The 24319-nt window shown below is 41.8% G+C and carries 24 protein-coding genes; 15 read left to right on the forward strand and 9 right to left on the reverse strand.

The genetic code is table 11. The annotated features are described in order from the left end of the window. Positions 1–225 precede the first annotated feature (225 nt). Both QNM18_RS08705 and QNM18_RS08710 read left to right on the forward strand, forming a co-directional pair. A complete protein-coding gene (locus tag QNM18_RS08705; protein WP_284136919.1) occupies positions 226–1506 on the forward strand; it encodes a GGDEF domain-containing protein in 1281 nt (426 codons plus the stop codon). A 60-nt stretch (positions 1507–1566) separates the two neighbouring features. After that, on the forward strand, positions 1567–2136 hold the full coding sequence (locus QNM18_RS08710; protein WP_284136920.1) for a carboxymuconolactone decarboxylase family protein: 570 nt from the start codon (positions 1567–1569) through the stop codon (positions 2134–2136). 20 nt (positions 2137–2156) lie between these two features. On the opposite strand, the gene QNM18_RS08715 is transcribed toward QNM18_RS08710, so the two are convergent. The 6 genes from QNM18_RS08715 to QNM18_RS08740 all read right to left on the reverse strand — a co-directional run bounded on the left by QNM18_RS08715 (position 2157) and on the right by QNM18_RS08740 (position 6919). After that, entirely contained in the window at positions 2157–2708 is a 552-nt protein-coding gene (locus QNM18_RS08715) for an acyloxyacyl hydrolase (RefSeq protein ID WP_284136921.1), read from the reverse strand. A 5-nt stretch (positions 2709–2713) separates the two neighbouring features. Next, positions 2714–3049 (reverse strand): glutaredoxin family protein, encoded by a 336-nt coding sequence (locus QNM18_RS08720; protein WP_211010133.1) that lies wholly within the window; start codon positions 3047–3049, stop codon positions 2714–2716. A gap of 191 nt (positions 3050–3240) precedes the next feature. After that, entirely contained in the window at positions 3241–4113 is an 873-nt protein-coding gene (locus QNM18_RS08725; RefSeq protein ID WP_284136922.1) for an AraC family transcriptional regulator, read from the reverse strand. 138 nt (positions 4114–4251) lie between these two features. Further along, on the reverse strand, positions 4252–5319 hold the full coding sequence (locus QNM18_RS08730; RefSeq protein ID WP_284136923.1) for a DUF4331 family protein: 1068 nt from the start codon (positions 5317–5319) through the stop codon (positions 4252–4254). 103 nt (positions 5320–5422) lie between these two features. After that, the gene (locus QNM18_RS08735) at positions 5423–5887 is read right to left on the reverse strand and encodes a DUF417 family protein (RefSeq protein WP_284136924.1); all 465 of its coding nucleotides are present in this window, start codon (positions 5885–5887) and stop codon (positions 5423–5425) included. A 561-nt stretch (positions 5888–6448) separates the two neighbouring features. Beyond that, positions 6449–6919 carry a hypothetical protein gene (locus QNM18_RS08740; RefSeq protein WP_284136925.1) on the reverse strand — a complete coding sequence of 157 codons (471 nt, stop codon included), beginning with the start codon at positions 6917–6919 and terminating at the stop codon, positions 6449–6451. Positions 6920–7054: 135 nt separating this feature from the next. Here QNM18_RS08740 and QNM18_RS08745 point away from each other — a divergent pair, with 135 nt between their 5' ends. From QNM18_RS08745 to QNM18_RS08755, 3 genes are all read left to right on the forward strand, one after another. After that, positions 7055–8029 carry an AraC family transcriptional regulator gene (locus QNM18_RS08745; protein WP_211010138.1) on the forward strand — a complete coding sequence of 325 codons (975 nt, stop codon included), beginning with the start codon at positions 7055–7057 and terminating at the stop codon, positions 8027–8029. 263 nt (positions 8030–8292) lie between these two features. After that, the gene (locus tag QNM18_RS08750; protein ID WP_284136926.1) at positions 8293–8850 is read left to right on the forward strand and encodes a carboxymuconolactone decarboxylase family protein; all 558 of its coding nucleotides are present in this window, start codon (positions 8293–8295) and stop codon (positions 8848–8850) included. A gap of 184 nt (positions 8851–9034) precedes the next feature. Beyond that, positions 9035–10138, forward strand: a complete 1104-nt coding sequence (locus tag QNM18_RS08755) for a prenyltransferase/squalene oxidase repeat-containing protein (RefSeq protein WP_284136927.1) — start codon at positions 9035–9037, stop codon at positions 10136–10138. A 110-nt stretch (positions 10139–10248) separates the two neighbouring features. On the opposite strand, the gene pssA is transcribed toward QNM18_RS08755, so the two are convergent. Then, entirely contained in the window at positions 10249–11574 is a 1326-nt protein-coding gene (gene pssA, locus QNM18_RS08760) for a CDP-diacylglycerol--serine O-phosphatidyltransferase (protein WP_211010141.1), read from the reverse strand. A gap of 255 nt (positions 11575–11829) precedes the next feature. Here pssA and trxB point away from each other — a divergent pair, with 255 nt between their 5' ends. From trxB to infA, 4 genes are all read left to right on the forward strand, one after another. Further along, on the forward strand, positions 11830–12780 hold the full coding sequence (trxB, locus tag QNM18_RS08765) for a thioredoxin-disulfide reductase (RefSeq protein WP_284136928.1): 951 nt from the start codon (positions 11830–11832) through the stop codon (positions 12778–12780). Between the two features lie 91 nt (positions 12781–12871). Next, on the forward strand, positions 12872–13588 hold the full coding sequence (aat, locus tag QNM18_RS08770) for a leucyl/phenylalanyl-tRNA--protein transferase (protein WP_211010143.1): 717 nt from the start codon (positions 12872–12874) through the stop codon (positions 13586–13588). After that, positions 13581–14285, forward strand: a complete 705-nt coding sequence (locus QNM18_RS08775; RefSeq protein WP_211010144.1) for an arginyltransferase — start codon at positions 13581–13583, stop codon at positions 14283–14285. Before aat ends, QNM18_RS08775 begins: the two co-directional genes overlap by 8 nt. Positions 14286–14374: 89 nt before the next feature. Beyond that, positions 14375–14593, forward strand: a complete 219-nt coding sequence (infA, locus tag QNM18_RS08780) for a translation initiation factor IF-1 (RefSeq protein WP_023401681.1) — start codon at positions 14375–14377, stop codon at positions 14591–14593. Positions 14594–14740: 147 nt separating this feature from the next. Here the strand turns inward: infA and clpA are convergent, their stop codons facing one another. Further along, positions 14741–17005, reverse strand: coding sequence for an ATP-dependent Clp protease ATP-binding subunit ClpA (gene clpA / locus QNM18_RS08785; protein WP_211010145.1), 2265 nt, complete (start codon positions 17003–17005; stop codon positions 14741–14743). A 28-nt stretch (positions 17006–17033) separates the two neighbouring features. Continuing rightward, a complete protein-coding gene (gene clpS / locus QNM18_RS08790; protein WP_023401679.1) occupies positions 17034–17351 on the reverse strand; it encodes an ATP-dependent Clp protease adapter ClpS in 318 nt (105 codons plus the stop codon). A gap of 201 nt (positions 17352–17552) precedes the next feature. On the opposite strand from clpS, the gene cspD reads away from it, so the two are divergent. The 6 genes from cspD (at position 17553) to purB (ending at position 24312) form a co-directional block, all read left to right on the forward strand. Continuing rightward, on the forward strand, positions 17553–17771 hold the full coding sequence (gene cspD / locus QNM18_RS08795; protein WP_023401678.1) for a cold shock domain-containing protein CspD: 219 nt from the start codon (positions 17553–17555) through the stop codon (positions 17769–17771). A gap of 352 nt (positions 17772–18123) precedes the next feature. Beyond that, a complete protein-coding gene (locus tag QNM18_RS08800) occupies positions 18124–20346 on the forward strand; it encodes an NADP-dependent isocitrate dehydrogenase (RefSeq protein ID WP_211010146.1) in 2223 nt (740 codons plus the stop codon). A 117-nt stretch (positions 20347–20463) separates the two neighbouring features. Further along, positions 20464–21123: a pseudouridine synthase gene (locus tag QNM18_RS08805; protein ID WP_284136929.1), complete on the forward strand. Its 660-nt coding sequence runs from the start codon at positions 20464–20466 to the stop codon at positions 21121–21123. A 79-nt stretch (positions 21124–21202) separates the two neighbouring features. Continuing rightward, a complete protein-coding gene (gene mnmA, locus QNM18_RS08810) occupies positions 21203–22303 on the forward strand; it encodes a tRNA 2-thiouridine(34) synthase MnmA (RefSeq protein WP_023401675.1) in 1101 nt (366 codons plus the stop codon). After that, complete coding sequence (gene hflD, locus QNM18_RS08815) at positions 22303–22905, forward strand: high frequency lysogenization protein HflD (protein WP_284136930.1); 603 nt, start codon at positions 22303–22305, stop codon at positions 22903–22905. The genes mnmA and hflD overlap by 1 nt, the downstream gene beginning before the upstream one ends. A gap of 36 nt (positions 22906–22941) precedes the next feature. Beyond that, on the forward strand, positions 22942–24312 hold the full coding sequence (gene purB, locus QNM18_RS08820) for an adenylosuccinate lyase (protein WP_023401673.1): 1371 nt from the start codon (positions 22942–22944) through the stop codon (positions 24310–24312). Positions 24313–24319 lie beyond the last annotated feature (7 nt).

Genomic DNA, 24319 nt, shown 5'->3' on the forward strand with positions numbered 1-24319 from the left:
AGTTCAAGGCACTTTTAGCTGTTGAGGCTGCAAGCACATATCGCCAATTAACTCTCTATTCATTGTGCCTAAATAGCCCGATTGGAAATATGCTTGAGAAACCGCTTTTCATGTCAGATCGTCCTTAACCTATTGAATAACCGCAACTGTCACAATTGATAGCGTATCAGGATTCTCTTCGCTCCTTGTTCGTGCCAAGTTGGGCTATCTCAACTATAGTTTTCAATGGTATATCATCTTGCAGGCACAGCCATGGGCCAACATACTCAATCAACACCACTGTTAGATAATTTACAATTGCTGCTAAAAGAGCTTAGAGAGCCCGCCGCAGTGTTTGATAACCGTGGGCAAAAGATCTTCGCCAATCGAGTGTGGCAATTCACTAAGCAAACATCCCAAAATGCGGTTCAGACACTGGTATCTGAGCGGAACCGACAATCTCACGAGTGTCAAATTGAAGGCGGCAATGTCTCTATTGCACAAGTGTCGAACTATCAAGTTGTGATCTTCTTTCAAGAGCAATCGTATTACGACCTTAAGGACAAGATCCTAAAGAGTATCTTGGGCTGTGTAGATTGCGAAGAAAGCATATTTACTTCTATCACTCGTGTTTTGGGCGAACTACTTGGCTGGCGTTGGGTGGCAGTCAATAAATTTAAACCTGACTGTACAGTTGAAGTATTAGCTCATTGGGACACAAACCAACTGGTGGACAATTTTACCTATTCACTTGCAGGTGTTCCCTGTGAGTCTGTCGAACAAACCCAGAAGTTTACGCGATTTGAAAACCTCACCGAGCTATTCCCAAACGACACTCACATACAAGAAATTGGCGCACAAGTATACGCAGGGTATGTCTACAAAGACTCTAGAGGGTGTGTCGTGGGGCATATTTTTTTGATGCATGATAATAGTTTCGTAAATTGGTCACTGGCAGAAGACGTTTTACACATGGCATCAGTGATCATCGGAAAAGCGATTTCATTGCAACAAAAAGAGCAAGAAGTACAGAAACACAAACACCTCGCAGAGCGAGATAATCTCACTGGCGTATTCAATCAATTGGCATTTGATAGAGATATCGCAGCAGCTTTTAAAGCGCAAACAACGGATAGTAAAAACCAATTCGTCATAGCTGTTATTGACCTAGATGGAATGAAACAAATTAATGATCAACTGGGTCATCAGCAAGGAGACAAATTGCTGCAAACTTTTGCCCAAGAGCTCTCAGCTGCGTGCCGAGATAGTGACAGAGCTTACAGGATAGGCGGCGACGAATTTGTCGTTATTTACTACCTCGCTAACTTAGACTTAGCAAAAGTACTCAAAGAACGCTTAAATCAGGCTATTGCAAACGTTGTTGCAAGAGGTTTTGAGCAAGTAGGTGCTAGTATCGGATTTGCGGCCTCCAGCGAAGGGGATAAAACGGCCAAGGGTATTTTTGCCTTAGCCGATGAACGGATGTATCAGGACAAACGCTTGAACAAGCAAAATATGCGCAAGTGAATACACCAACAATGATAATACCTATCATTGTTGGTGTATTCACTCAGAAGGGGTTAATCAATGCCAGTGCAGCAGCTTTTATACCAAGATGCTTCCTTACGTGTCTGTGAGCTTTATGATGCAATATTGGAACAATTTAAACTTGAACACTTGCCCAACTGGGCACTTTACCTAGGTAATGACTATAGCTCACTTAAAGTTACCTGCGCTATTTGGGCTGATTTATATCAAAACGGAACTTTGCCTGTGTTATTAAAAGAACTCATCATGTTCACGGTATCACGTGAACAAGCCTCACCTTATTGTGCAGAGTTACACGCATACAATACACTATTTCTTGCTAAAAACTTAGACTATGACGCCTTGATCGAAATCGTCGACAATAAATCTCAAGGAGTCGTTCCTGATCAATATCACTGCGCTATTACGGTGGCCAAAAACCGCAGTCAAGGATTATGCAATTTTGTCATTGATGACCAAGCTTCATTGCTTTCTTGTGGTTTCAACCAAGCACAAGTCGTTGAAATCATGGCGACCTGTGCACATGCAATGTTTTTGTCGACTTTAACTCTCGCGCTTAACATCCCTATTGACCCCGACAAAAAAGTCCCCGGTTTTAGGCTCAAATAGCCTGCCTTTAGCTACTTACCTCAAAAAAGTCGCGTAAAAGAAAGGCTAATGAAATCCAGCCCCGGATTGGGACGCTTTATCCCTGCATTAGAATAATGTAAATAGCGTAAGGCGATAATATCCTTATTCTTTTCACCAAACTTCATCGCAACTCCAATTCTATCTTCAAACTGTAAGTGACTACCGATGTTTTTCCCAACAAATACCTTATTTTTTACATACGCCACGCCAATACCAAGCTCAGCAAAAATTGCAGCGCCATTTTTTAAACTCATTACCTGATAGTGAAGTATTGGAGAAATGGCAAACACCAGATTAGTTTCCTTGATATGGTATTTTTCCCTATCCCATAGGTTGATGCTTGCTTCAAGTGATACATCGAAACTCGCCAACAAATCAGACGAGGTCATTAGCCTTTCCAAGTAAGCTAGCTTAACGCCCGAAGTCCCGCCTTCCCCTTGAATATAATCAATGGCTAATGCACTTCCTCTACTTTGACTTTGCGCAGAAAACACGCTTATTGCGACCAAGAGTAACGCAATAAAAGTGCTCTGAGATTTGACTGCTGACATCACCTCTATTCACCAGAGCACTCTGAATCGGCAGCATCACTGTCATTGGTGAGCAAAAGGTAGTCAATTATATCTTGTGATTCATACATCCAATTGTCAGCACCTTCTCCCCTAACCAACAAACAGGGAACTTGCCGTTTACCCCCATGTTTAATCAATTCGGTTTCATACTCAGCACTGTCTGTAATATTTCTTAGTTCAATGTTAATGTTGTGGGCTTTTAGTGCGCCAAGTACATAGTGGCAGTAGGGACAACTGGGCCTATAATAAAGTGATAGTTTTTGATGTGTCTGATTAAAACCTGTAGAACGTGTTTTTGAAACTTTGGTTGCTATATTCACTTTCATCACCGCATATATTTAATTGGAGATAAAAGTATAAAAAAAACTGTATTCTGGTTTTTCCCCGAAAGTTCTAACAATTTGACTAATCGTTTTTATTTAACATTGCAATATCGAACAACTCGCCATGCACAGAGAGCATGGATTATTATCTCACCAGCAACATTCCTTTATTAAAATCTGTGTCGCTCTTAGTAGGCGACATTTATTGCCGCTTTTCTATAGGCAGAAGGCGCCAAATCATAAAATTGCTTAAATGCTCGACTAAATGCCGCATCAGACTGATACCCTGCACTCAGCGCAATGTCAAAAATGCTTCTGTCGCTTTGCGCCAGTTGGTTTGCGGCCCAAATCATGCGCCACTGTGTCATATATGTACCAGGAGACTGGCCAATAATGTGGTTAAAACACGCAATAAATTTACTGCGAGACAAGCCAGCAGCATGTGCAAGTTGCTTTACTGTCCAAGGCGAAGAGAAATCTTTATGAAAAACGGCCAGTGACTTCGACAAATGTGGATGAGCTAACCCTGCGATTAACCCTCTATCAACAAAACTTGAGTTCAACACATATCGTAAAATGAGCGTAAATAGCAATTCTGTCAAAGACTTTGCCGCTACGTTTGCTCCATATTTCTTACTATTTACTTCTTGTACTAACATCTGCATCACCATGGCCAACCTTCTGGACTCAGACATGTGTTCTTTTTTAATAACAATTACGTCGGGTAAGCTATCTAAGAAGGGTTTGTTGTACATCGCTAAGAATTCGAAATAGCCGCATATCAAAGTTGTTGTTTGGGGGATTTGAGCACGAGCACTTTTGAGTGTGTGGTGGTGAGTCGGCCGTAATATCGCGATGAAATCCCCCTCTTTCAGATGATAGTCTTTGTTTGCTGTAGAAATAACACATTCACCCCTTTCGATGTAATGAAATGGCATCCGATCGCGATTTAATGCTTCAAAATCATGAAATGCATTTTGAAACGTCGGGTGGTTAATGACGCTACCTGTGTAGCGAAATCCTGACAAAATAATATCAATTAGATCTTTGGTATAAGCCATAATATCGTACCTAAGATATCAGATTGCAATACACACTTAGTATATTTAAGTGGCTGTTTAAGCGAAGGCTTTCATACCCATAATGGTGCATCTCAAAATTGAGAAACACCATGGTCGGGGTAAAATATAATTAGCCTATTACTGCACTGGTACTACGTATGGAAACTTAACAGGGTGTCGATTAAAGGTGTTTGCATGATCAGTCACCTTGCGCCCAACCATTAAGCTCAGCACGGCGTCCATACCATCATCACTGGGTTTACGACCATTAACTTTAGGGTAGCTGTACTCTGCACGGCTGCCCACCTTGTAAGAAATCATATCAGGTAACAATTGTGCTGCCACCGAGTCCGCATACTCTACAGGATTAGATATTTTTCCATCCAATGCGACAGCCCTTAGTACCATCCCAGATATCGCATATCTGCGAGTCACATCACTATCAGGGCGGTGTTGAATATGTTCACTCACTTCCATTTTGTTATTTGCCAAAAACATATGCGTGACAAGCGGATTTGCCACTCGATTCACTTGCACCCACTGGTCAACATTGTACATAGCACTGCTCGCATACACATGAATACTTTTAGGCAACATTTTGTTAGGCACCTCAACTAAAATGATGCTGCTGTTAAAGTCTTTAAATAAATCAACCCCTTTATTGAACTGGGACAATTCAAGCTTACCTTTGCCAATCAGTGTGGTTAAAAATCCGACAATACCTTCGGAGTTTCCTACAAATGGATCTCGTGCTGCTCCGCTCCATACTTTCACGCCATTTTTAAATTTAACAGTTTTGCCTACTCCAGCCCTACCAAATACTTTACCTTTTGTACCTACGGCCTGATTCGCGCCATCTACGAGCCCAAAAACCAACTGATTTCCTTCCAAATGTGCTGTAATAGTCATTCCACCACTACCAAAAGATTTATCACTGGCAATATGAAAGCTGTATACTCCTTTCTCACCAAAAGCTGCGCTGCCTTTCGTTGTTGGATTCACATCCATCATAAATGCAGTGTAACCTCGTCGCTCAGAGTCAAACACAAACATGTCAGTCAGATCAAACTGCGGATGCTCCTGAGCCAATTTACTTTCAAAGTGATGGCTCGCAACAGCCGGGGCAGCGCTTATACTTGCACCAATAGCAAAAGCTATCGCCGCCATAGCTGATTTATTGGGTAATTTTTTTAGCAATTTAATCATGGTGGTCTCCTATAAACCGGGTTGCTATTAAAAAGTGGGTTTTGCGGTTTAAATTTTTGCTCTATACCCCCTTACTTTTTTATATTTGAGTTGCTTCATTGGCTCAGCTGCGAGCACGTAAACGCGCAAAGCAGTGAGTCGCTACTAATATTGAAATACCTAACAACGCAACATCCTTGATTAAAAATTGACCTAAAAAATTGACATATGGAAATCCGCCTTCTTTTTCCTCCCATATAGGCAGCACAAGTAAAGTGCTCACCGTCACCAAAAAAGTCATCGCACCCATAGCCCCGCCGGCAATACCTGCACGTGCAGACCAAACCGACATGACTAATAAAGTAGCCGTAATTATCTCAAACACACCGAGAAAATAAGACGCTCCCTCAAAGCCAAATAAGGCATATAACCAAGTTAACCAAGGGGTGCCATTGATAATTGGTTTCAATGCCTCAACTTCTGTAGGGGTGAACTTGAGTATCCCAATTAGCAATAATGGCAGCACTACTCCCAGCAGAGCAGTGCCTTGTCCAATCTTGTGCATAGAATTAATTGAATTAGTGAGCATAGGCGGCCTCCTTAAAAAATGAATAAGCTTCGAATTCTCATTGCCGTGTCCAGAAACGTAACAAAACGGCGGCTGTCATTACGCTTAATGCTTTGCATGTCGCGACTTCATCTATCTATTGCCATTCGCCCCTAGATATTTCAGGCCAGCTGCAAAAATAACGTCATCTATCAACGGCTCGCTATAGATTATTTCCCAGCTGCTCTGTATGAACCATGACCATATGAACTAAAATCTTGTCTATTCGTACAAATATAAAGGGAAATAAACAAATTAAACTTGATTGTAAGCTGCAATAAAATTGCTAAAAGTAAATCCCACCAGTGTCCGGTAATAAAGCCAGCAACATGTGTTTTAGATATGGAAAAAAGACAGTTGGAATGAAGAAAGGCGTAGAAAGGTACCACTTAACGCTCAGGCATAGCGAGGAGTGATATTTCGCGATTGAACCTATGCCATGAAAAATTTTGATTGACTACATGACGCCTGTATTATTTAAAAACGACTGCGGGTCATTGCAACCCGCTCATATATGTCACTATGCCCGACTTATACTGTATATTACTGATTAAAAACCTGCTGGCGTGTTTTATATAGACCTGTCGCCATCAAAATACAAAATAGCCATGGCATAATAAACATGGGGGCACCTGTTTCAAAATAAAACTGAGTCACGCTATAAACATCATTAAAGCCTTCCCACACAAGCATGAACAAAAGGTAATACCAAGCCCATTTTTGCCCCTTTCTAAGAGCAAATATAGAGATAAGAATAATGGGCACGGCTGCTGAAACAATGTTAACACTTGCAAGCATCGCTAAAAACGCAACAAATGGACCCGCTTGCGGATCGACTGCTGCAAGCTGAGAAAAACTAAAGTCTAAGTTGTGAATAACAAATGTCCAAAGCGACATATCATTCGACATAGAGATATTTGAAGTCAATAACATAAATAACCCCGCCATCAAAGGTATTAACCCAGCATACATTGTCCATTTCCAACCTGTTACTTCATTTGCTGTTTCATTCATCGTGATACTCTCCACTTTAATAAACGATAGAATCAACAATTTTATAGTTTTTCCTTGTACTAACTATGATATTTAGTGCAACATAAATGTCCAATCGTACTTTTTTAGTTCACATTAACCAATGGGAGTAAACAAGTGTTTAATCATGTTCAACCCCAATCTAATGATCAGGTCCCCAATGCTGGAAACAGTTTAATTGGGGGGGACGCATTATCAGATATCCTAAATGCGCTTCGTCTCCAAGCTAGCAGTTACTTTTGCACTGAGTTCTCCGCACCTTGGGGCATAAAGGAGCAAAAGACAGACTATGGTACTTTTCATTTTGTGGTGCGGGGCAGTGCTTGGCTAAACATGCCTGAATCACAGCATGCCACTTACCTCTCAACTGGAGATATTGTCGCCTTCCCCACGGGATCTGCTCACCAAATTGGCGACCAACCAAATGGCGTATGTGTATCAGGTGACGAATTACTAACGCAGATCCAAAATAACGAAAATCCATTTACTGGGGATGGTAACAATACCACCCTTTTATGTGGATACTTTAAATATCAACAGCATATCCAACTGCCTCTGCTAAGAGATATGCCTGATTTTTTGCATATTAAAACAAATGAAGAACCCTCACTCTTATGGTTAAACAACCTCGCCAATATGCTGGCCCATGAATCCCGTTCAACATTACCTGGGGGCACCGTCATAGTTGATCGTCTAACCGAAGTGCTTGTCATTCAATTACTTCGATGGCATATGAACAAACAACACTCTGGTACTGGGTACTTTAGGGCGCTCGCTGATACGCGTCTTAGTCATGCATTAAGCCTGATCCACAAACAGCCAGCCCAAGCCTGGACAGTTGAGCGGATGGCACACTCTGTTGGTATGTCACGCTCAGCATTTGCTAATCTATTTCATGAAATCATCGGTATGACGCCTCTGTCGTACCTGAGTCAATGGCGAATGCATATCGCTCAGGACCTGTTGAAAGAAGGGAAAGAGTCTATGATCAGTATTGCAGAACAAGTTGGCTATCGTTCAGAAGCCTCATTTAGCAAGGCTTTCAAAAAGATTATCGGTGTCAGCCCTGGCCAATTAAGAAGACAAAAATAGTTACTAATCAAATATTTTACAAGTCCAAGCTAGTATACCCCCAACGTCTATACTAGCTGGCTTTGTGCGTCTTAAATAATGCCAAGATAATACGGTTTGACATAAATCCTATACCTTCCAACATTGTTTAGCAGGCTTGTTGTTCTCAAAATATATGGCGTCTGAAGCAGGTTTAAAGTACAGAGGTCTATATTTACTTCCTGTTTATTTTATCTGTTCATAGACGCTTTTATTTCGCTAAACATCATAATTGGAGTGTAACTATGACTCGTATCAAACCGATTGATCCAAATATTGCTGAGGGTGAAACCAAAGAAGTACTAGCACTCGCTCAAAAGCAATTTGGTGGCATACCGAATGCTTTCAAAACACTCGCAAGTTCGCATGTGGTACTAGAAGCATTTCTTGGTATGAGTAGCCCGTTGGCTAGAGGAAGTTTAACGCCCGCTCTGCGCGAACAAATTGCATTAGCGGTGGCTGGCAAAAACAACTGTGATTACTGCGCATCAGCACACACTGCCATCGGAGAAATGGCAGGTCTAAGCACAAAGGAAATGGCACTTAACTTAAAGGGTAAGTCTCAAGAATCAACAACACAGTGTATATTAGAGTTTGTTAATCATATCCTCGAATCCCGCGGGCAAGTATATGATATCGAGTTTATCAAGTTAAAAGAATTGAAACTAACGGAAGCTGAGATCAGCGAAATTGTGGCACACACTGCTATGAACATCTTTACAACTTACTACCATATGATCGCCAAAACGGAAATCGATTACCCACTAGTCAAAGCCCAAAATAAACAATTTGATGATTACTAACTCCAGTCCGTCAAAGTTTACTCTTGTTACTAGTTCGAACTTACATTCGGTGTACTGCTTTAAAATTAAATGGGGTTAGGCAATTGCGCCTAAAGCTATTATGCAAAACAAACGCACAATACATTGCAAAACGCAAAATTCAATCTCATTATCTGGCTCATATGGCCTTAAGTATTTGCTACCAATGATGCTTTTCAATTCTTCTTTGGCATGGGGCCAGATTGAAACATCAGACAAACCGCCTCAATGGAATAAAATCAAAGCCGCTCAGTGGCTCGATAATAGAGCGCTGTGGTGGCTCGATTATCCAATTAAACAAACGCCTACAGACCATAACGGCGCAGTACAATGCAATGCCTGTCACACAACACACACTTACACACTCGTTCGTCCTAAGCTTACACAAGGAGCAGGACTGAATGAGCGCATATTTGATAACATACGTCGCCGCCTTGTTGCCGGCCCAGGCGTTGCGCCATGGTTTGTAAATCCTCCCGGCAGATTGACTCAGTCTCGCGGTAGTGAAGCGATTAATACCACTTACTTGCTCGCGATGAAAGAAGCCAGAGAAGGCGCTTTGCAGTCTTCCCCTTTATTGATTACAGCTTTCGAACGGCTTTGGCTTCATCAGCGCGCCGATGGTGGTTGGGATTGGTTTAACTTTACATACGAACCCTTAGCTACGATAGAAGCACAGCATTTTGCAGCTTGTCAGGCTGCGGTTGCTATCGGCACAGCTCCTGGCTACTTCAATGAAAACGCACTGCCAGCACTTAAAGGTCGTGTAGATAAACTGCGAAACTGGCTCAAAGCCAGTCGTAATCCAAATAATCTATTTGGAGAAGCTTGGTTGCTTTTTGCGTCAACGCGATTGCAAGGGTTATTAACACCTCAAGAGCAAAATCAAATAATTAGTAAGTTGTTACAAAAACAAAACAGAGATGAAGTGAATAAAGGAAGTTGGGCCCTATATGAGCTCAACGATTGGCGCTACAGTGAAAAAACAGCGCCAACCAAGCCGAGAAAGCTGCACCCTGACGCGCGTAAACCGGAGGCTTATTCAACTGGTTTGATTGCCTATATTCTGATGCAAGCTGGTGTTAAAAGTGACGATCCAAGTATTACATCCGCTCTCAATTGGCTGCGTAACAATCAACAGCCTGACGGCTCTTGGAGAACATACTCTATCAGTGTGAACCGAAGCAAAGACGATCCTGCCTATCTATTTTTATCTGATGAAGCAACCGCTTGGGCGTCACTCGCATTGCTCGAGGGGGAAAGGAGTTGAGATGATAGCGAACATGGTTTAGGCCCATAGATATTCATAGGCCTTGAAGGCGACTGACTGAAGTCAGTCGCCCTGTTCATCTAACGGAGCTACGCTCGTCAGTTCTATATCTAAATAAACTTTTTAATGATAAAGTCTACTTTCACACGTTTAGCCTGCCCTAGTATCTTTTGCACAGGTGCAGGGTAATCTTGCAAGGTTTCGATATCATCTGGCCCACTTAATTTTCTACAATGAGATAAAATCGCGTTTTTCTCATCGTCTATAAATGGCTTTAATACTTGGTTTCTATCTTCAATTAAAATGCCATTTTCAATGTCTAGTCCCCATGCTCGTGGGTTTAAATTATGCCCAGTCATCAAATGAACCTGATTATCTTGATTGATACCTTTCAAATGGAATGAGTTGTCTCCATCTTTCCAGAGGTACACATTAAGCAACCCCTGCTCTATATACCTTTTTTGTGACTTTAAAAACTTGTGTAAAATTCGCTCATACAAATAAGGCAAAGCCCCTATGCGGCTGAATGGCTTATCTGGCGCAATATAAAAGTCATTTGCCGTCTTATCGCCAACAACAATAGTAATAGACTTACCTTGCTTGAGTAAGCGGCGCAACGAACGCAATAATGGAGCCGGAAAGTTGAAATAAGGCGTGTATAGGATCAACTCTTGTTCTGTTGTGTCAAACAAGGTTTTAATCAATCTATTCAGCTTATTTGTTCTGCGCCCAAATCCAAGGAATGCACGGACATTTAAGTCTGTTGATTCGGTTGCCTTGGACATATCGTAATTGGCACGCTTCAGTGAACGCATTAACTTTTTCTGCGCCAGTTTAATATCGCTAAAAGGCGTTAAAGGCCGAGTATCAATACGGGGGACTGCTTCCGAGCTGATTAGATGCTTTTCAATAAAGTCAGTAAAACTGTTGGCTAGCATCTCATTTTCGATAAGGAAATAACGATCGAGTCTATATCTATCTTCTTGATGTAGATACACATCGTTAATACTCGCACCGCTGTACAATACGGTGTCGTCAATCACAAACCCTTTAAGGTGAAGCACACCAAAAAGCTCTTTCGCTTTAACAGGCACACCATAGACTTCTACATTAGAATTAAACTTTTCCAAGTAATCACAGTACAAACGTGCATTTCCCTCGGACTTAGCTTCACCAATAAGACCTCTTTGCGCTCTGTGGAAGTCTACCAGTATTTTAATTTCTAACTCTGGATTCTGCAGTGACGCATTATGTAACGCAGCCAATACGCCTTGGCCAGCAGTGTCATCTTGTAAATAAAGTGCTGCGATATAAATTCGCTGCTTCGCTTTACTGATCAGAGACAAAAGTTCACTGTGATAATGCTTAGCGTCTGTTAAGACTTTACAGCTGTCTGCTTGTAAAGCAAAGCCGGAGTTGTCCTGCCAAAATGCCATATACACCTTTTAATCTTGGGCTACTGATAATTTAGTAGCAAAAAAAATTCCTTCAAACATAACAAAAAAAAATAGAAAGGTCATGAAGATCCGACAATTTCAGCTTTGTTGGCTTACTTTTCCATCAAGTACACTATATTTGACAAGTTTAGAATTTCGAAATTTGCTTTATTTGATTTTTATTTTACTTCTGGGTTGATTTACTTAGAATCGGCATCATTGTAATGCTAATACTAAATTTTAGGATAGAAATTCATGAGTGATAAGCACTGTAAACTATTAATCCTTGGCTCTGGCCCAGCTGGTTACACTGCGGCTGTTTATGCAGCGCGTGCAAACTTAAACCCTGTTTTAATCACGGGTATGCAACAAGGTGGTCAGCTTACAACAACAACAGAAGTAGAAAATTGGCCTGGTGATGCACACGGTTTGACAGGACCTGCTCTAATGGAGCGTATGAAAGAGCATGCGGAACGCTTTGAAACAGAGATCATTTTTGACCATATTAATAAAGTAGACGTAACAAAACGTCCATTTACCTTAACTGGTGATCAGGGTACGTATACATGTGATGCTCTAATCATCGCAACTGGCGCGTCTGCAAAGTACTTAGGCCTAGAATCTGAAACAGCCTTCCAAGGCCGCGGTGTTTCTGCTTGTGCTACATGTGATGGCTTTTTCTACAGAGGCCAAAAAGTTGCTGTAGTAGGTGGTGGTAACACTGCCGTTGAAGAGGCACTATACCTTTCAAACATCGCAGATGAAGTACACGTTATTCACCGCAGAGACAGCTTCCGCAGTGAGAAAATCTTATCTGACCGCCTGATGGAAAAAGCGAAAAACGGCAATGTTGTTCTTCACTTCGACCGTACGTTAGATGAAGTACTGGGTGATGACATGGGCGTTACGGGCATCAGAATCAAAGATACTCAGTCAGACGCAACTGAAGATTTAGATCTAGCTGGTGTATTCATTGCGATTGGTCACAAGCCAAACACAGACATGTTTGCAGGCCAGCTTGAAATGAAAGATGGATATTTAGTTGTTGAGTCAGGCTTAAACGGCAATGCGACGCAAACAAGTGTTGAAGGTGTATTCGCTGCTGGTGATGTTTCAGATCATATCTACCGCCAAGCAATTACCTCTGCGGGCACAGGTTGTATGGCCGCACTAGATGCTGAGCGTTATTTAGATAACCTAAAATAATGCAATTGCACGCCATAAATCATGGCGTGCTTCACCCCTTAATTTGCTAAACTTGTCTTAGCAAACTTCCTACTCAAAACTAAAGTCACTTATGACACAACAGCTGTTTCACCTATCGCCAACTGACTACATATTTCCACCTTGCCACTTTGCATTAAAAGAACCTGATGGCCTATTAGCCATTGGCGGCTGCCTGAACACGTTAAGGCTAAAAAAAGCTTACCAGCAAGGTATTTTTCCTTGGTTTAATGAGCGAGAACCCATAATGTGGTGGTCACCTAGCGAACGGGGTATATTGGAATTAAAGGATTTTCATATCGGGCGTACCTTAAAAAAGGCCAAAAATAGACTCAACCCTAGGGTTACTATAAACCACGCCTTTGAGCAGGTGATTTCACAGTGTCGCAACCAAAGGCTTAATGAAGAAGGGACATGGATCAACAAAAATATGCTCAAAGCATATTGCCAAGCTCATAAAGAAGGGTTTGCTCACAGTGTAGAGGTGTGGATAGATAACCAACTTGTTGGCGGGCTATATGGCATTATGGTCTCTGGAGTATTTTGTGGCGAATCGATGTTTCACAACCAGCCAAACACGTCTAAGTTAGCCATGTGGGCGCTGGTGAATTGGCTTAAAAAGCACAATGCTCACTTTATTGATTGCCAGCTCGATAACCCTTACTTAAGCTCTATGGGCGCAAAAGTCATTCCTAGAGAAGAATTTTTGACTAAACTAAAAGAAGCAAGTGACTATCACCCTGTAAGCACCATGTGGCAACCACAAGACATAGGGGCAATATATGACTGAACACTTTCCTTCTAAAATAGGCCTCAGTCAACAATTTGATTGCAGCTATCTGCCAGATAGAAAAGAACAACTGCTCGTTATCTTGGATAACGAGTGTTATACGGCTCCTCGGTTTGAGGCGTTATTATCTCTGGGGTTTAGGCGTAGCGGAGACCAAATTTATCGCCCACACTGCCCTATGTGTAGTGCATGTCAATCAGTCAGGGTACTTGCAAAAGAATATGTGCCTTCAAAATCACAAAAGCGTAAATACAAGAAGATAGATAGTAACTTTTCAGTTAAAGTCAGCTTTCAAGAGAAGGAAAATTACTTTTCGCTGTATGAAAAGTACATCAATCAAAGGCACAGTGATGGCACTATGTTCCCGCCAAATAGACTGCAATATGAAAGCTTTCTCTTTTGTCGCTGGATGCCGATTTCATTTATAGAGCTTTGGCATGAGAAAAAACTCGTTGCTGTCGCTGTCACCGACACTATGCCCAATGCATTATCTGCCATCTATACTTTTTTTGACCCGGATTACGAACATTTAAGTTTAGGCACCATCATGATAATGGCGCAGCTTAACCTCGCGCGTTCTGAAAATAAGGATTTTGTATATTTAGGTTATCAAATAGACGAATGTAAAAAAATGCGCTACAAAAAGCAGTTTGCGCCAGCTCAACAGCTTAAAGAAGATACTTGGATAAATATTTAAGTTACTAATTTAAGCTCTTACCTTTACTTATTGTGTGCTTTTGGGCAAAATCTCCAACGATAAACTTATATAGAGGTGATACGCTCCAAATGGCGAAAGAAGACGTTATTGAAATGCAAGGCACGGTCCTTGAAACATTACCAAATACAATGTTCCGTGTTGAATTAGAAAATGGTCACGTTGTTGTGGCACATATTTCTGGTAAGATGCGCAAAAACTACATCCGTATTTTAACAGGTGACAAAGTCACTGTAGAGTTAACTCCTTACGACTTAAGTAAGGGACGCATCGTTTTCCGTGCACGTTAATTCTACCGTCTCGCCAGCATCTGTTTGATGCTATAAGACGTATGTAGCAAAAAACCTAGCCAATTGGCTAGGTTTTTTGCTTGTGTACTACCTTTAGAACCAGCCAGCTCCGCCAGCCGGTCCTCATACGTTGCTAGTTAGCTAATATTATGCAGAAACTAACTCCTGCTCAAAATCAAACTCCAACGCATTGCCTTTCACAGTCACTTTAACGCTACCGCCGTCAATTAAAGAGCCAAACAGAATTTCATTTGCCAACGGCTTTTTAAGATTGTCTTGAATAACTCGTGCCATCGGACGTGCGCCCATCGCTTTGTCGTAGCCAATGTCAGCTATCCAATCTCTCGCTTCGTTAGTAAGCTCTAAGTTAACAGACTTTTTATCTAATTGAGCTTGCAGCTCAACAATAAACTTATCAACAACCTGCAAAATAACTTCTTTTTCAAGGTGGTTAAACCAAATGATATTGTCCAATCTATTTCTAAATTCAGGAGTAAATACCTTATTGATTTCAATCATTGCATCATGCGAGTGATCTTGCTGCTGGAATCCAATCGACTTTCTCACCGTCTCTTGAACACCCGCATTTGTCGTCATAACAAAAATCACGTTTCGGAAATCGGCTTTACGACCATTGTTGTCTGTCAGCGTGCCATGATCCATCACTTGTAAAAGTATGTTGTATATATCAGGGTGGGCTTTTTCAATCTCATCTAACAATACAACAGCATGAGGGTGCTTAATGACAGAATCAGTCAACAAACCGCCCTGCTCAAAACCAACATAGCCAGGAGGTGCGCCAATTAAGCGGCTCACAGCGTGTCGCTCTGAGTATTCAGACATATCAAAACGTATAAACTCTATGCCCATACATTTGGCGAGCTGCTTAGTCACTTCCGTTTTACCAACACCCGTCGGACCAGCAAATAAGAAAGACCCAATTGGCTTTTCTTCGTTTGCAAGGCCGGAGCGTGATAAACGAATAGCCGATGTAAGCGCATCAATAGACTCATCTTGGCCAAACACAAGCATTTTCAGGTTTCTATCAAGGTTTTTAAGTACTTCTTTATCACTTGATGACACATTTTGCTGTGGAATACGTGCAATTTTTGAAACAATTTGCTCAATATCAGCAACACCAATGGTCTTTTTACGCCTAGACATAGGTAATAGTCGTTGATTTGCACCCGCTTCATCAATCACGTCTATCGCCTTGTCAGGTAAGTGGCGCTCATTGATATATTTTGCGCTCAGTTCAGCTGCGGCTTTCAACGCTTTTTGGGTGTAGCGAATACCGTGATGTTCTTCGTAACGTTCTTTCAAGCCGTATAATATCTTGGCTGTGTCAGCAACACTAGGTTCAACTACGTCAATTTTTTGGAAGCGACGAACTAGCGCTCTATCCTTCTCAAAAATGTTTTTAAATTCTGAATAAGTTGTTGAGCCCAAACAGCGCAGCTTACCACTAGAAAGCAGTGGTTTAATTAAATTCGACGCATCCATTACCCCGCCAGATGCAGCACCTGCACCGATAATTGTATGAATTTCGTCAATAAATAAAATTGCGTTTGGTTTGGCTTGCAGTTCTTTTAAAAGTGCTTTAAAACGCTTTTCAAAATCCCCACGGTATTTTGTACCAGCGAGCAATGCGCCCATATCAAGAGAGTAAACGACCGCATCTTCAATGACTTCAGGTACTTGGTCATTCACAATACGATAAGCCAACCCTTCAGCAATGGCAGTTTTACCTACCCCAGCCTCTCCAACAAGTAATGGGTTGTTTTTCTTACGGCGACATAATACTTGAATGGTTCTTTCAACTTCTTGATCGCGACCAACCAAAGGATCAATTTGCCCAGCTTTTGCCAGCACATTAAGGTTTGCAGTAAAGTTTTCAAGCTTGGTTTTTTCGTCGCTTTGTACTTCCGCTCCCTCTTCGTTGATATCCTCATGCTCTTCTGGCTCAGGATCATCGTCCGATTTTGAAATACCGTGACTAATAAAATTAACGATGTCTAATCGACTGACATCTGCTTTTTTGAGTAAATATACAGCTTGGCTCTCTTGCTCTGAGAAAATAGCTACCAAAACATTGACGCCAGTTACTTCGTTTCTACCTGAAGACTGCACATGAAACACTGCTCTTTGTAATACACGCTGAAATCCAAGCGTTGGTTGAGTCTCCCGGTCTTCCTCTAACTCAGGAATGATTGGCGTTGTTTCATCAATAAACTCTGACAGCTCCCTTTTAAGGTTGTCAGTATCTACGCTACAGGCATTAAGCGCTTCACTTGCCGAAGGATTATCGATTAGGGCAAGTAATAAATGCTCCACCGTCATAAATTCATGACGACGTGTACGAGCTTCACGAAACGCGGTGTTAAGTGTAATTTCTAAATCTTTATTTAGCATTGGCAACCCCCAACGAGAATAAATAAGGTCATTCTTGCTCACAGCTACACAGGAGCGGATGCTCATGATCGCGAGCGTATCTGTTCACCTGCTCAGCCTTTGTATGGGCTATGTCTGCAGGATACATTCCACATACCGCTTTTCCCTCGTGATGTACTTTCAACATCACTTCAGTTGCTCTTTCGCTATCCATGTTGAAAAAAGTCATTAACACTTCGATGACGAAATCCATCGGCGTGTAATCATCATTGTTTAAAATTACTTTGTACTTTTTCGGTGGTTGAAGTTTTTGCTTCTCTAGGTCTTTGACCTCTTCCAACACACCTGAATCTTTTATCCCACTCATAATTAAATATAGTCTTGTCTTATATACTCAAGCAAACTTGAATTAAAAAATAAATAAAATGTTAAAAAACTGCACTAAAAAACTTGACTGTATGGTTATTTAAACTACATTCTAGTCCTAGTTGTTCATGTTATGGACAGCTTAGCAAATTTCAAAGGTTAGATTAACTTAATTAGTCAACTTATAGAAGGATGTAGAAGTATGGCTTGCGGAAAAGTCAAATGGTTTAACAACGCCAAAGGGTTTGGTTTCATCGTAGAAGACGGCAGTGACGAAGATATCTTTGCACATTACTCGACGATTGTAATGGATGGATACAAGACGCTTAAAGCTGGTCAAGATGTAACATTCGAGCTACAGGAAGGGCCTAAGGGCTTACATGCTACTAATATTGCACCGAAAGTTGGTGAAATGGCATAGCAATTCTCAAGGCTCTAAAAGCGAGCTACGCAAGTTGCTCGCTTCATCTCTTTTTTCTCACTATAAATCCCCCCTTGTAACATATTTTTCTATATCTTAAGTAAATTGCATTAGCAGCATTACGATTAGATTGGTACAATCCCTGCCGATGTCCAGGTCTGTTAGTTATTTCTATTCCCTAACTTCAGTAGGAATAACTAACAAACTTGCTAATTACAAAGAGATTAAGCTTTTTATTTAAAGCTAATTTTTTTGTCACTCAATCGTCAAAATAGCGTTGGGTAACAAAAGTTAGCAAGATCTTGCTTATTGTTGAACGGTCTAATTGACCCAAAACTATCTAGGAATGATGATGACATCAAAAATTATTTATACAAAAACCGATGAAGCACCAGCTTTAGCAACTTATTCTTTGCTGCCTGTGATCCAAGCTTACACAAAAGCAGCTGGTGTTGAAGTAGAAACAAGAGATATCTCTTTAGCTGGTCGTGTGATCGCTAATTTCCCTGAGTTTCTTACTGAAGAACAAAGAATCGCAGACGCCCTGTCTGAGCTAGGCGAACTTGCTAAGACGCCAGAAGCAAATATCATCAAATTACCTAATATCAGTGCTTCAATCCCTCAACTTAAAGCAACCATTAAAGAGCTACAAGAGAAAGGCTACGCACTTCCAGATTACCCTGAAGAGCCAAAAGACGACAAAGAAGCTGCTATCAAAGCAACTTACGACAAAATCAAAGGTAGCGCTGTAAACCCAGTACTACGTGAAGGTAATTCAGACCGTCGTGCACCTGGTTCTGTTAAAGCATACGCACAGAAAAACCCACATTCAATGGGCGCTTGGTCTGCGGACTCTCAGTCTTATGTTGCAAGCATGAGCGAAGGTGACTTCTTCGGTTCAGAGCAATCTACAACAGTAGCAGAGGCAACTGATGTACGTATTGAGCACGTTGCAGCAGACGGTACTGTTAATGTATTGAAGCAAAGCACGCCGCTACTAGCTGGCGAGATCATCGACGCTTCTCGCATGAGTGTTAGCGCACTTCGCAGCTTCCTTGAAGCTGAGGTAGAAGCCGCTAAAGAAAAAGGCGTACTTTTCTCTCTTCACATGAAAGCAACTATGATGAAGGTTTCTGACCCAATCATCTTTGGTCACGCTGTAAAAGTATTCTACAAAGAAGTTTTCGAAAAGCATGGCGAAACTTTCGAGCAATTAGGTGTTGACGTAAATAACGGTATTGGTGACGTTTACAACAAACTTGCTAACTTAGATGATGCAAAACGCGCTGAAATCGAAGCTGATCTAGCTGCTGTATACGACGTTCGCCCAAGCATTGCAATGGTTGACTCTGATCGTGGTATCACTAACCTACACGTACCAAGTGACGTTATCATCGACGCATCTATGCCAGCGGCTATCCGTACAAGCGGCCAGATGTGGAACGCTGAAGGTAAGCAACAAGACACAAGCTTTGTTATTCCAGATCGTTGTTACTCTGGTGTTTACCAAGCAACTATCGATTTCTGTAAAGAAAATGGTGCTTTTGATCCTCGTACTATGGGTACAATCCCTAACGTTGGCCTTATGGCTCAAAAAGCAGAAGAATACGGTTCACACGACAAAACATTTGAAGCACCTTCAAATGGTGTTATCCGTGTGGTTGACCAAGCAGGTAACGTACTACTTCAACACGATGTTGAGCAAGGCGATATCTGGCGTATGTGTCAGGTTAAAGACGCACCAATCAAAGATTGGGTTAAGCTAGCTGTTAACCGTTCACGTGCATCTAACACACCTGCTGTTTTCTGGTTAAACGAAGCGCGTGCACACGACGCTGAGCTTATCAAAAAAGTAAATGCATATTTACCAGAGCACGACACAGACGGTCTTGATATCCGCATTCTTGCGCCTGTTGAAGCGACTGAGTTTTCACTTGCGCGTATGAAAGACAGCCAAGACACAATTTCAGTAACTGGTAACGTATTACGTGACTACCTAACTGACTTATTCCCAATTTTAGAGCTTGGTACAAGTGCGAAAATGCTATCTATCGTTCCACTAATGAACGGCGGTGGCTTATTCGAAACTGGTGCTGGTGGTTCAGCGCCTAAGCACGTTCAACAGTTCGAAAAAGAAAACCACTTACGCTGGGATTCTTTAGGTGAATTCCTTGCACTAGCTGCTTCTTTAGAGCACCTAAGCCAAGTAACTAACAATCCTAAAGCGCAAGTACTTGCTGATACACTAGACGCGGCAACAGGTAAATTCCTTGATGAGAACAAATCACCTTCTCGTAAAGTAAATGAGCTGGATAACCGTGGTAGCCACTTCTATCTTTCTCTTTACTGGGCACAAGAGCTTGCAGCCCAAGGTACTGATGCTGAGCTTAAAGCTAAATTCGAAGCAGTTGCAAAACAACTTACCGAGAATGAAGCTGCTATCGTGGCTGAACTAAATGACGTTCAAGGCCAAGCAATGGATGTAGAAGGCTACTTCCAGCCAAACGATGAAAAAGCGTTTGCAGCTATGCGTCCAAGTAAATTATTTAACGATGCATTAAACCTAATCGCTTAAGTTAAATAAACTCAATTAGAAAGGCAGCAATACGCTGCCTTTTTTCGTTTTACAAGCTGAAGTATTTGTTCAATTTTGCTAGTATAAGCGCCCAATCATGCTGGCCCTCTGTGAGTTATGACACATAAAAATAGCAAACGCCCTAACACATCACCTAAAAATAGATCCAATGGCAATACTCGACGACGCCCTTCCAACGGCTCCAAAAAACCGCCAGTCAAGCCTGAGGATGTTAAGATTGTCTTATTCAACAAACCTTTTGATGTTTTATGTCAATTTACTGATGACCAACACCGAAAAACCTTAGCTGACTTTATCGATGTCAAATCAGTCTATGCTGCGGGTCGACTAGACCGCGATAGCGAAGGTTTATTACTTTTGACTAACTGCGGCAAGTTGCAGCACAAGCTCACCGAGCCGAAAAAGAACACTGACAAAACTTATTGGGTTCAAGTAGAGGGATCGCCCGATGAGCAATCACTCGAGATGCTGAGAAAAGGGGTCGAATTAAAAGACGGCATGACCAAACCCGCCAAAGTCGAAGTCATTGACGAGCCTAACATTTGGCCTCGCAATCCGCCAATACGAGAGCGAAAAAATATTCCCACAACTTGGTTAAGTATTACGATTTCTGAAGGGAGAAACCGTCAAGTTCGGCGCATGACTGCACACATTGGCTACCCAACCTTGCGGTTGATTAGATACAGCATTGGCAAATATACACTCAGTGGTCTAAATAACGGGCAGTATAAGGTTTTACAGCCAAATAAAGTCTAGGGAGTGTCTTTTGAGGGCGGCCAAATGCGTGCTATACTCACGACCTTTCAAATATTACATATAGATGTACAGCGATATTATGAGCGATAACAGTAACATTAAAGTCATTGTCGGCATGTCTGGCGGCGTGGATTCTTCAGTTTCAGCTTACCTTCTAAAAGAACAGGGCTATCAAGTAGAAGGCTTGTTCATGAAAAACTGGGAAGAAGACGATAACGATGAATACTGTGCCGCAGCTGAAGATCTAAAAGATGCACAAGCCGTGTGTGAAAAACTGGGTATTGAACTGCATACTGTCAATTTTGCGGCTGAATACTGGGACAATGTATTTGAGTATTTCTTAGAGGAATACCGTGCAGGTCGCACACCAAACCCAGATATCATGTGCAACAAAGAAATCAAGTTCAAAGCTTTTTTGGAATTTGCAGCAGAAGCACTAGGTGCTGACTATATAGCGACTGGCCACTACGTTCGCCGTGAAGAGCGTGATGGTAAGTTTGCAATGCTAAGAGGCTTAGACAACAACAAAGATCAAAGCTATTTCTTATATACGTTAAGCCACGAACACGTTGCACAAACACTATTCCCTGTCGGTGAGATTGAAAAGCCTGAAGTACGCCGCATTGCAGAAGAACAAGGTTTAATCACTCATAACAAAAAAGACAGCACGGGTATCTGTTTTATTGGTGAGCGCAAATTTAAAGATTTCTTGCAAAAATTCCTTCCTGCTCAGCCTGGCATTATTGAAGATGCTGAAGGAAACCAAGTCGGCGAGCATGAAGGCTTAATGTACCACACGCTCGGCCAGAGAAAAGGCCTACTAATCGGCGGGATGAAAGAAGGCTCTGGCGAGCCTTGGTATGTTGTCGATAAAGATGTAGAGCGCAACGTCCTTGTGGTTGGTCAAGGTAAAGACCACCCTCGCCTGTATAGTAACGGGCTCAATGCCAATCAACTGCACTGGGTTGACCGCGAAGGCCCACAAGGAACCACTCGCTGCACAGTAAAAACTCGTTATAGACAAGAAGATATTCCATGTACTCTGCTGGTAGGTAAAGATGGCATGGCACGAGTGCTGTTCGATGAGCCACAAAAAGCAGTTACACCGGGTCAATCAGCGGTATTTTACTTAGATGATGCCTGTCTTGGCGGCGGTATCATCGAGTCGGTGATCAAATAATGCAACCAAAAGCCGTTATTCCATTAGCAGCTATATGTCAGATAGCTAAGCTTGTTCAAAAATGCGCACGTTATGGCACTTTTAACGAAAACGAAGTCCATACATTTTTGCAAAGTATACTAAATACGTCACCTCAAAACCCAGAGGACGTCTATGACGACCACTTCGCTTTAAAAGGTGGCTATCAAGCTTTGGTAGCGCAATTATCCAGCGAAGGTGAAAAAGACGTTGAAATCGTAAAATACGTCGGTAGCTTGTTACAGCTTGAACGCGCTTTGTCTGCAAATAGCGCTGTATTTTCAGAGCTGGCCAAACGCATTGAACAAGTCGAAAGACAAACCTTACATTTTAATGTATACGACGAACAAGTATTAGGTGCACTTGCTGATATCTATACCCAAGTTATCAGCCCTGCCGGTCCTAAAATCCAAGTATTTGGTAAACCAGATTTACTTCAGCAAAGCCATATTCAACACAAAATACGTGCATTGTTGTTGGCAGGAATTAGAAGTGCGGTGTTGTGGAGACAACTTGGTGGTAAACGCCGCCATTTCTTTTTTTCTAAAAAGAAAATTATCTCCACTGCACAACAGTTTATATAAATTATCGTTCAAAAAACCAATTAGTTAGGAGAAATTATGGAGCTTTCAGCGTTAACCGCTATCTCTCCAGTGGATGGTCGCTATGGTAGCAAAACCAAAGAGCTGAGAAGTATCTTTAGTGAGTTCGGTCTTATCAAATACCGTGTCACAGTTGAAGTTCGTTGGTTACAAGCTCTAGCAAAAGCAGACGCAATCAAAGAAGTGCCTGCTTTCAGTGATGAAGCTAATGCGATACTTGACGGCATTGTTGCAAACTTCAGTGAAGAAGATGCACAACGTGTCAAAGATATCGAGCGCACTACAAACCACGATGTTAAAGCAGTTGAATATTTGCTAAAAGAGAAAGTAGCGGATAATGCAGAGCTACAAGCTGTAAATGAATTCATTCACTTTGCTTGTACATCTGAAGACATTAATAACCTATCTCATGGTTTAATGCTGAGTGAAGCGCGCGATCAGGTGTTACTACCATACTGTGATAACCTACTTGCGGCAATCAAAGAAAAAGCAGTTGAGTACAAATCAGTACCAATGATGACTCGTACCCACGGTCAACCTGCTTCGCCTTCAACTATGGGTAAAGAATTTGCTAACGTTTATGTTCGTCTACAACGTCAACGCGAGCAAATTGCTAACGTCGCTCTTTTAGGCAAAATCAATGGCGCTGTTGGTAACTACAACGCTCACCTAAGTGCTTACCCAGAGTATGATTGGCATGCACATGCAGAATCATTTGTAACTAGCCTAGGACTAACTTGGAATGCGTTCACAACGCAAATTGAGCCGCATGATTACATTGCGGAGCTATTTGACGCAATTGCACGTTTCAATACTATCCTACTAGACTTTGATCGTGATGTTTGGGGTTACATTGCTCTTAACCACTTCAAACAAAAGACCATTGCAGGTGAGATTGGCTCTTCTACAATGCCGCACAAAGTTAACCCTATCGATTTTGAAAACTCTGAAGGTAACTTAGGTCTAGCAAATGCGATTTTCGCGCATCTAGCACAGAAACTACCAGTTTCTCGTTGGCAACGTGACCTAACTGACTCAACGGTTTTACGTAACCTTGGTGTTGGTATGGGCTATGCGCTAATTGCATACCAAGCGACACTTAAAGGTATCAGCAAATTAGAAGTAAACGCAGATCGTCTTCTTGCTGAACTAGATGACAACTGGGAGCTGCTTGCTGAACCGATTCAAACAGTAATGCGTAAGTACGGCATCGAAAAGCCATACGAAAAGCTAAAAGAGCTAACACGTGGTAAGCGTGTTAATCAAGAAATCATGGCTGACTTTATCGATGGTTTAGACTTACCTGACTCAGTTAAAGCGGAAATGAAGTTGATGACGCCAGCAAACTATATCGGTCGTGCTGAAGCGTTTATTGACGAATTAAACTAATCTAGTC

Source organism: Pseudoalteromonas obscura, from assembly GCF_030135505.1.
Taxonomy (GTDB): Bacteria; Pseudomonadota; Gammaproteobacteria; order Enterobacterales; family Alteromonadaceae; genus Pseudoalteromonas; species Pseudoalteromonas obscura.

Coding starts and splice junctions, on each gene's coding strand:
- QNM18_RS08705 (WP_284136919.1), top strand. CDS start 226: ATGGTATATCATCTTGCAGGCACAGCCATGGGCCAACATACTCAATCA.
- QNM18_RS08710 (WP_284136920.1), top strand. CDS start 1,567: ATGCCAGTGCAGCAGCTTTTATACCAAGATGCTTCCTTACGTGTCTGT.
- QNM18_RS08715 (WP_284136921.1), bottom strand. CDS start 2,708: ATGTCAGCAGTCAAATCTCAGAGCACTTTTATTGCGTTACTCTTGGTC.
- QNM18_RS08725 (WP_284136922.1), bottom strand. CDS start 4,113: ATGGCTTATACCAAAGATCTAATTGATATTATTTTGTCAGGATTTCGC.
- QNM18_RS08730 (WP_284136923.1), bottom strand. CDS start 5,319: ATGATTAAATTGCTAAAAAAATTACCCAATAAATCAGCTATGGCGGCG.
- QNM18_RS08735 (WP_284136924.1), bottom strand. CDS start 5,887: ATGCTCACTAATTCAATTAATTCTATGCACAAGATTGGACAAGGCACT.
- QNM18_RS08740 (WP_284136925.1), bottom strand. CDS start 6,919: ATGAATGAAACAGCAAATGAAGTAACAGGTTGGAAATGGACAATGTAT.
- QNM18_RS08750 (WP_284136926.1), top strand. CDS start 8,293: ATGACTCGTATCAAACCGATTGATCCAAATATTGCTGAGGGTGAAACC.
- QNM18_RS08755 (WP_284136927.1), top strand. CDS start 9,035: ATGATGCTTTTCAATTCTTCTTTGGCATGGGGCCAGATTGAAACATCA.
- pssA (WP_211010141.1), bottom strand. CDS start 11,574: ATGGCATTTTGGCAGGACAACTCCGGCTTTGCTTTACAAGCAGACAGC.
- trxB (WP_284136928.1), top strand. CDS start 11,830: ATGAGTGATAAGCACTGTAAACTATTAATCCTTGGCTCTGGCCCAGCT.
- aat (WP_211010143.1), top strand. CDS start 12,872: ATGACACAACAGCTGTTTCACCTATCGCCAACTGACTACATATTTCCA.
- QNM18_RS08775 (WP_211010144.1), top strand. CDS start 13,581: ATGACTGAACACTTTCCTTCTAAAATAGGCCTCAGTCAACAATTTGAT.
- infA (WP_023401681.1), top strand. CDS start 14,375: ATGGCGAAAGAAGACGTTATTGAAATGCAAGGCACGGTCCTTGAAACA.
- clpA (WP_211010145.1), bottom strand. CDS start 17,005: ATGCTAAATAAAGATTTAGAAATTACACTTAACACCGCGTTTCGTGAA.
- clpS (WP_023401679.1), bottom strand. CDS start 17,351: ATGAGTGGGATAAAAGATTCAGGTGTGTTGGAAGAGGTCAAAGACCTA.
- cspD (WP_023401678.1), top strand. CDS start 17,553: ATGGCTTGCGGAAAAGTCAAATGGTTTAACAACGCCAAAGGGTTTGGT.
- QNM18_RS08800 (WP_211010146.1), top strand. CDS start 18,124: ATGACATCAAAAATTATTTATACAAAAACCGATGAAGCACCAGCTTTA.
- QNM18_RS08805 (WP_284136929.1), top strand. CDS start 20,464: ATGACACATAAAAATAGCAAACGCCCTAACACATCACCTAAAAATAGA.
- mnmA (WP_023401675.1), top strand. CDS start 21,203: ATGAGCGATAACAGTAACATTAAAGTCATTGTCGGCATGTCTGGCGGC.
- hflD (WP_284136930.1), top strand. CDS start 22,303: ATGCAACCAAAAGCCGTTATTCCATTAGCAGCTATATGTCAGATAGCT.
- purB (WP_023401673.1), top strand. CDS start 22,942: ATGGAGCTTTCAGCGTTAACCGCTATCTCTCCAGTGGATGGTCGCTAT.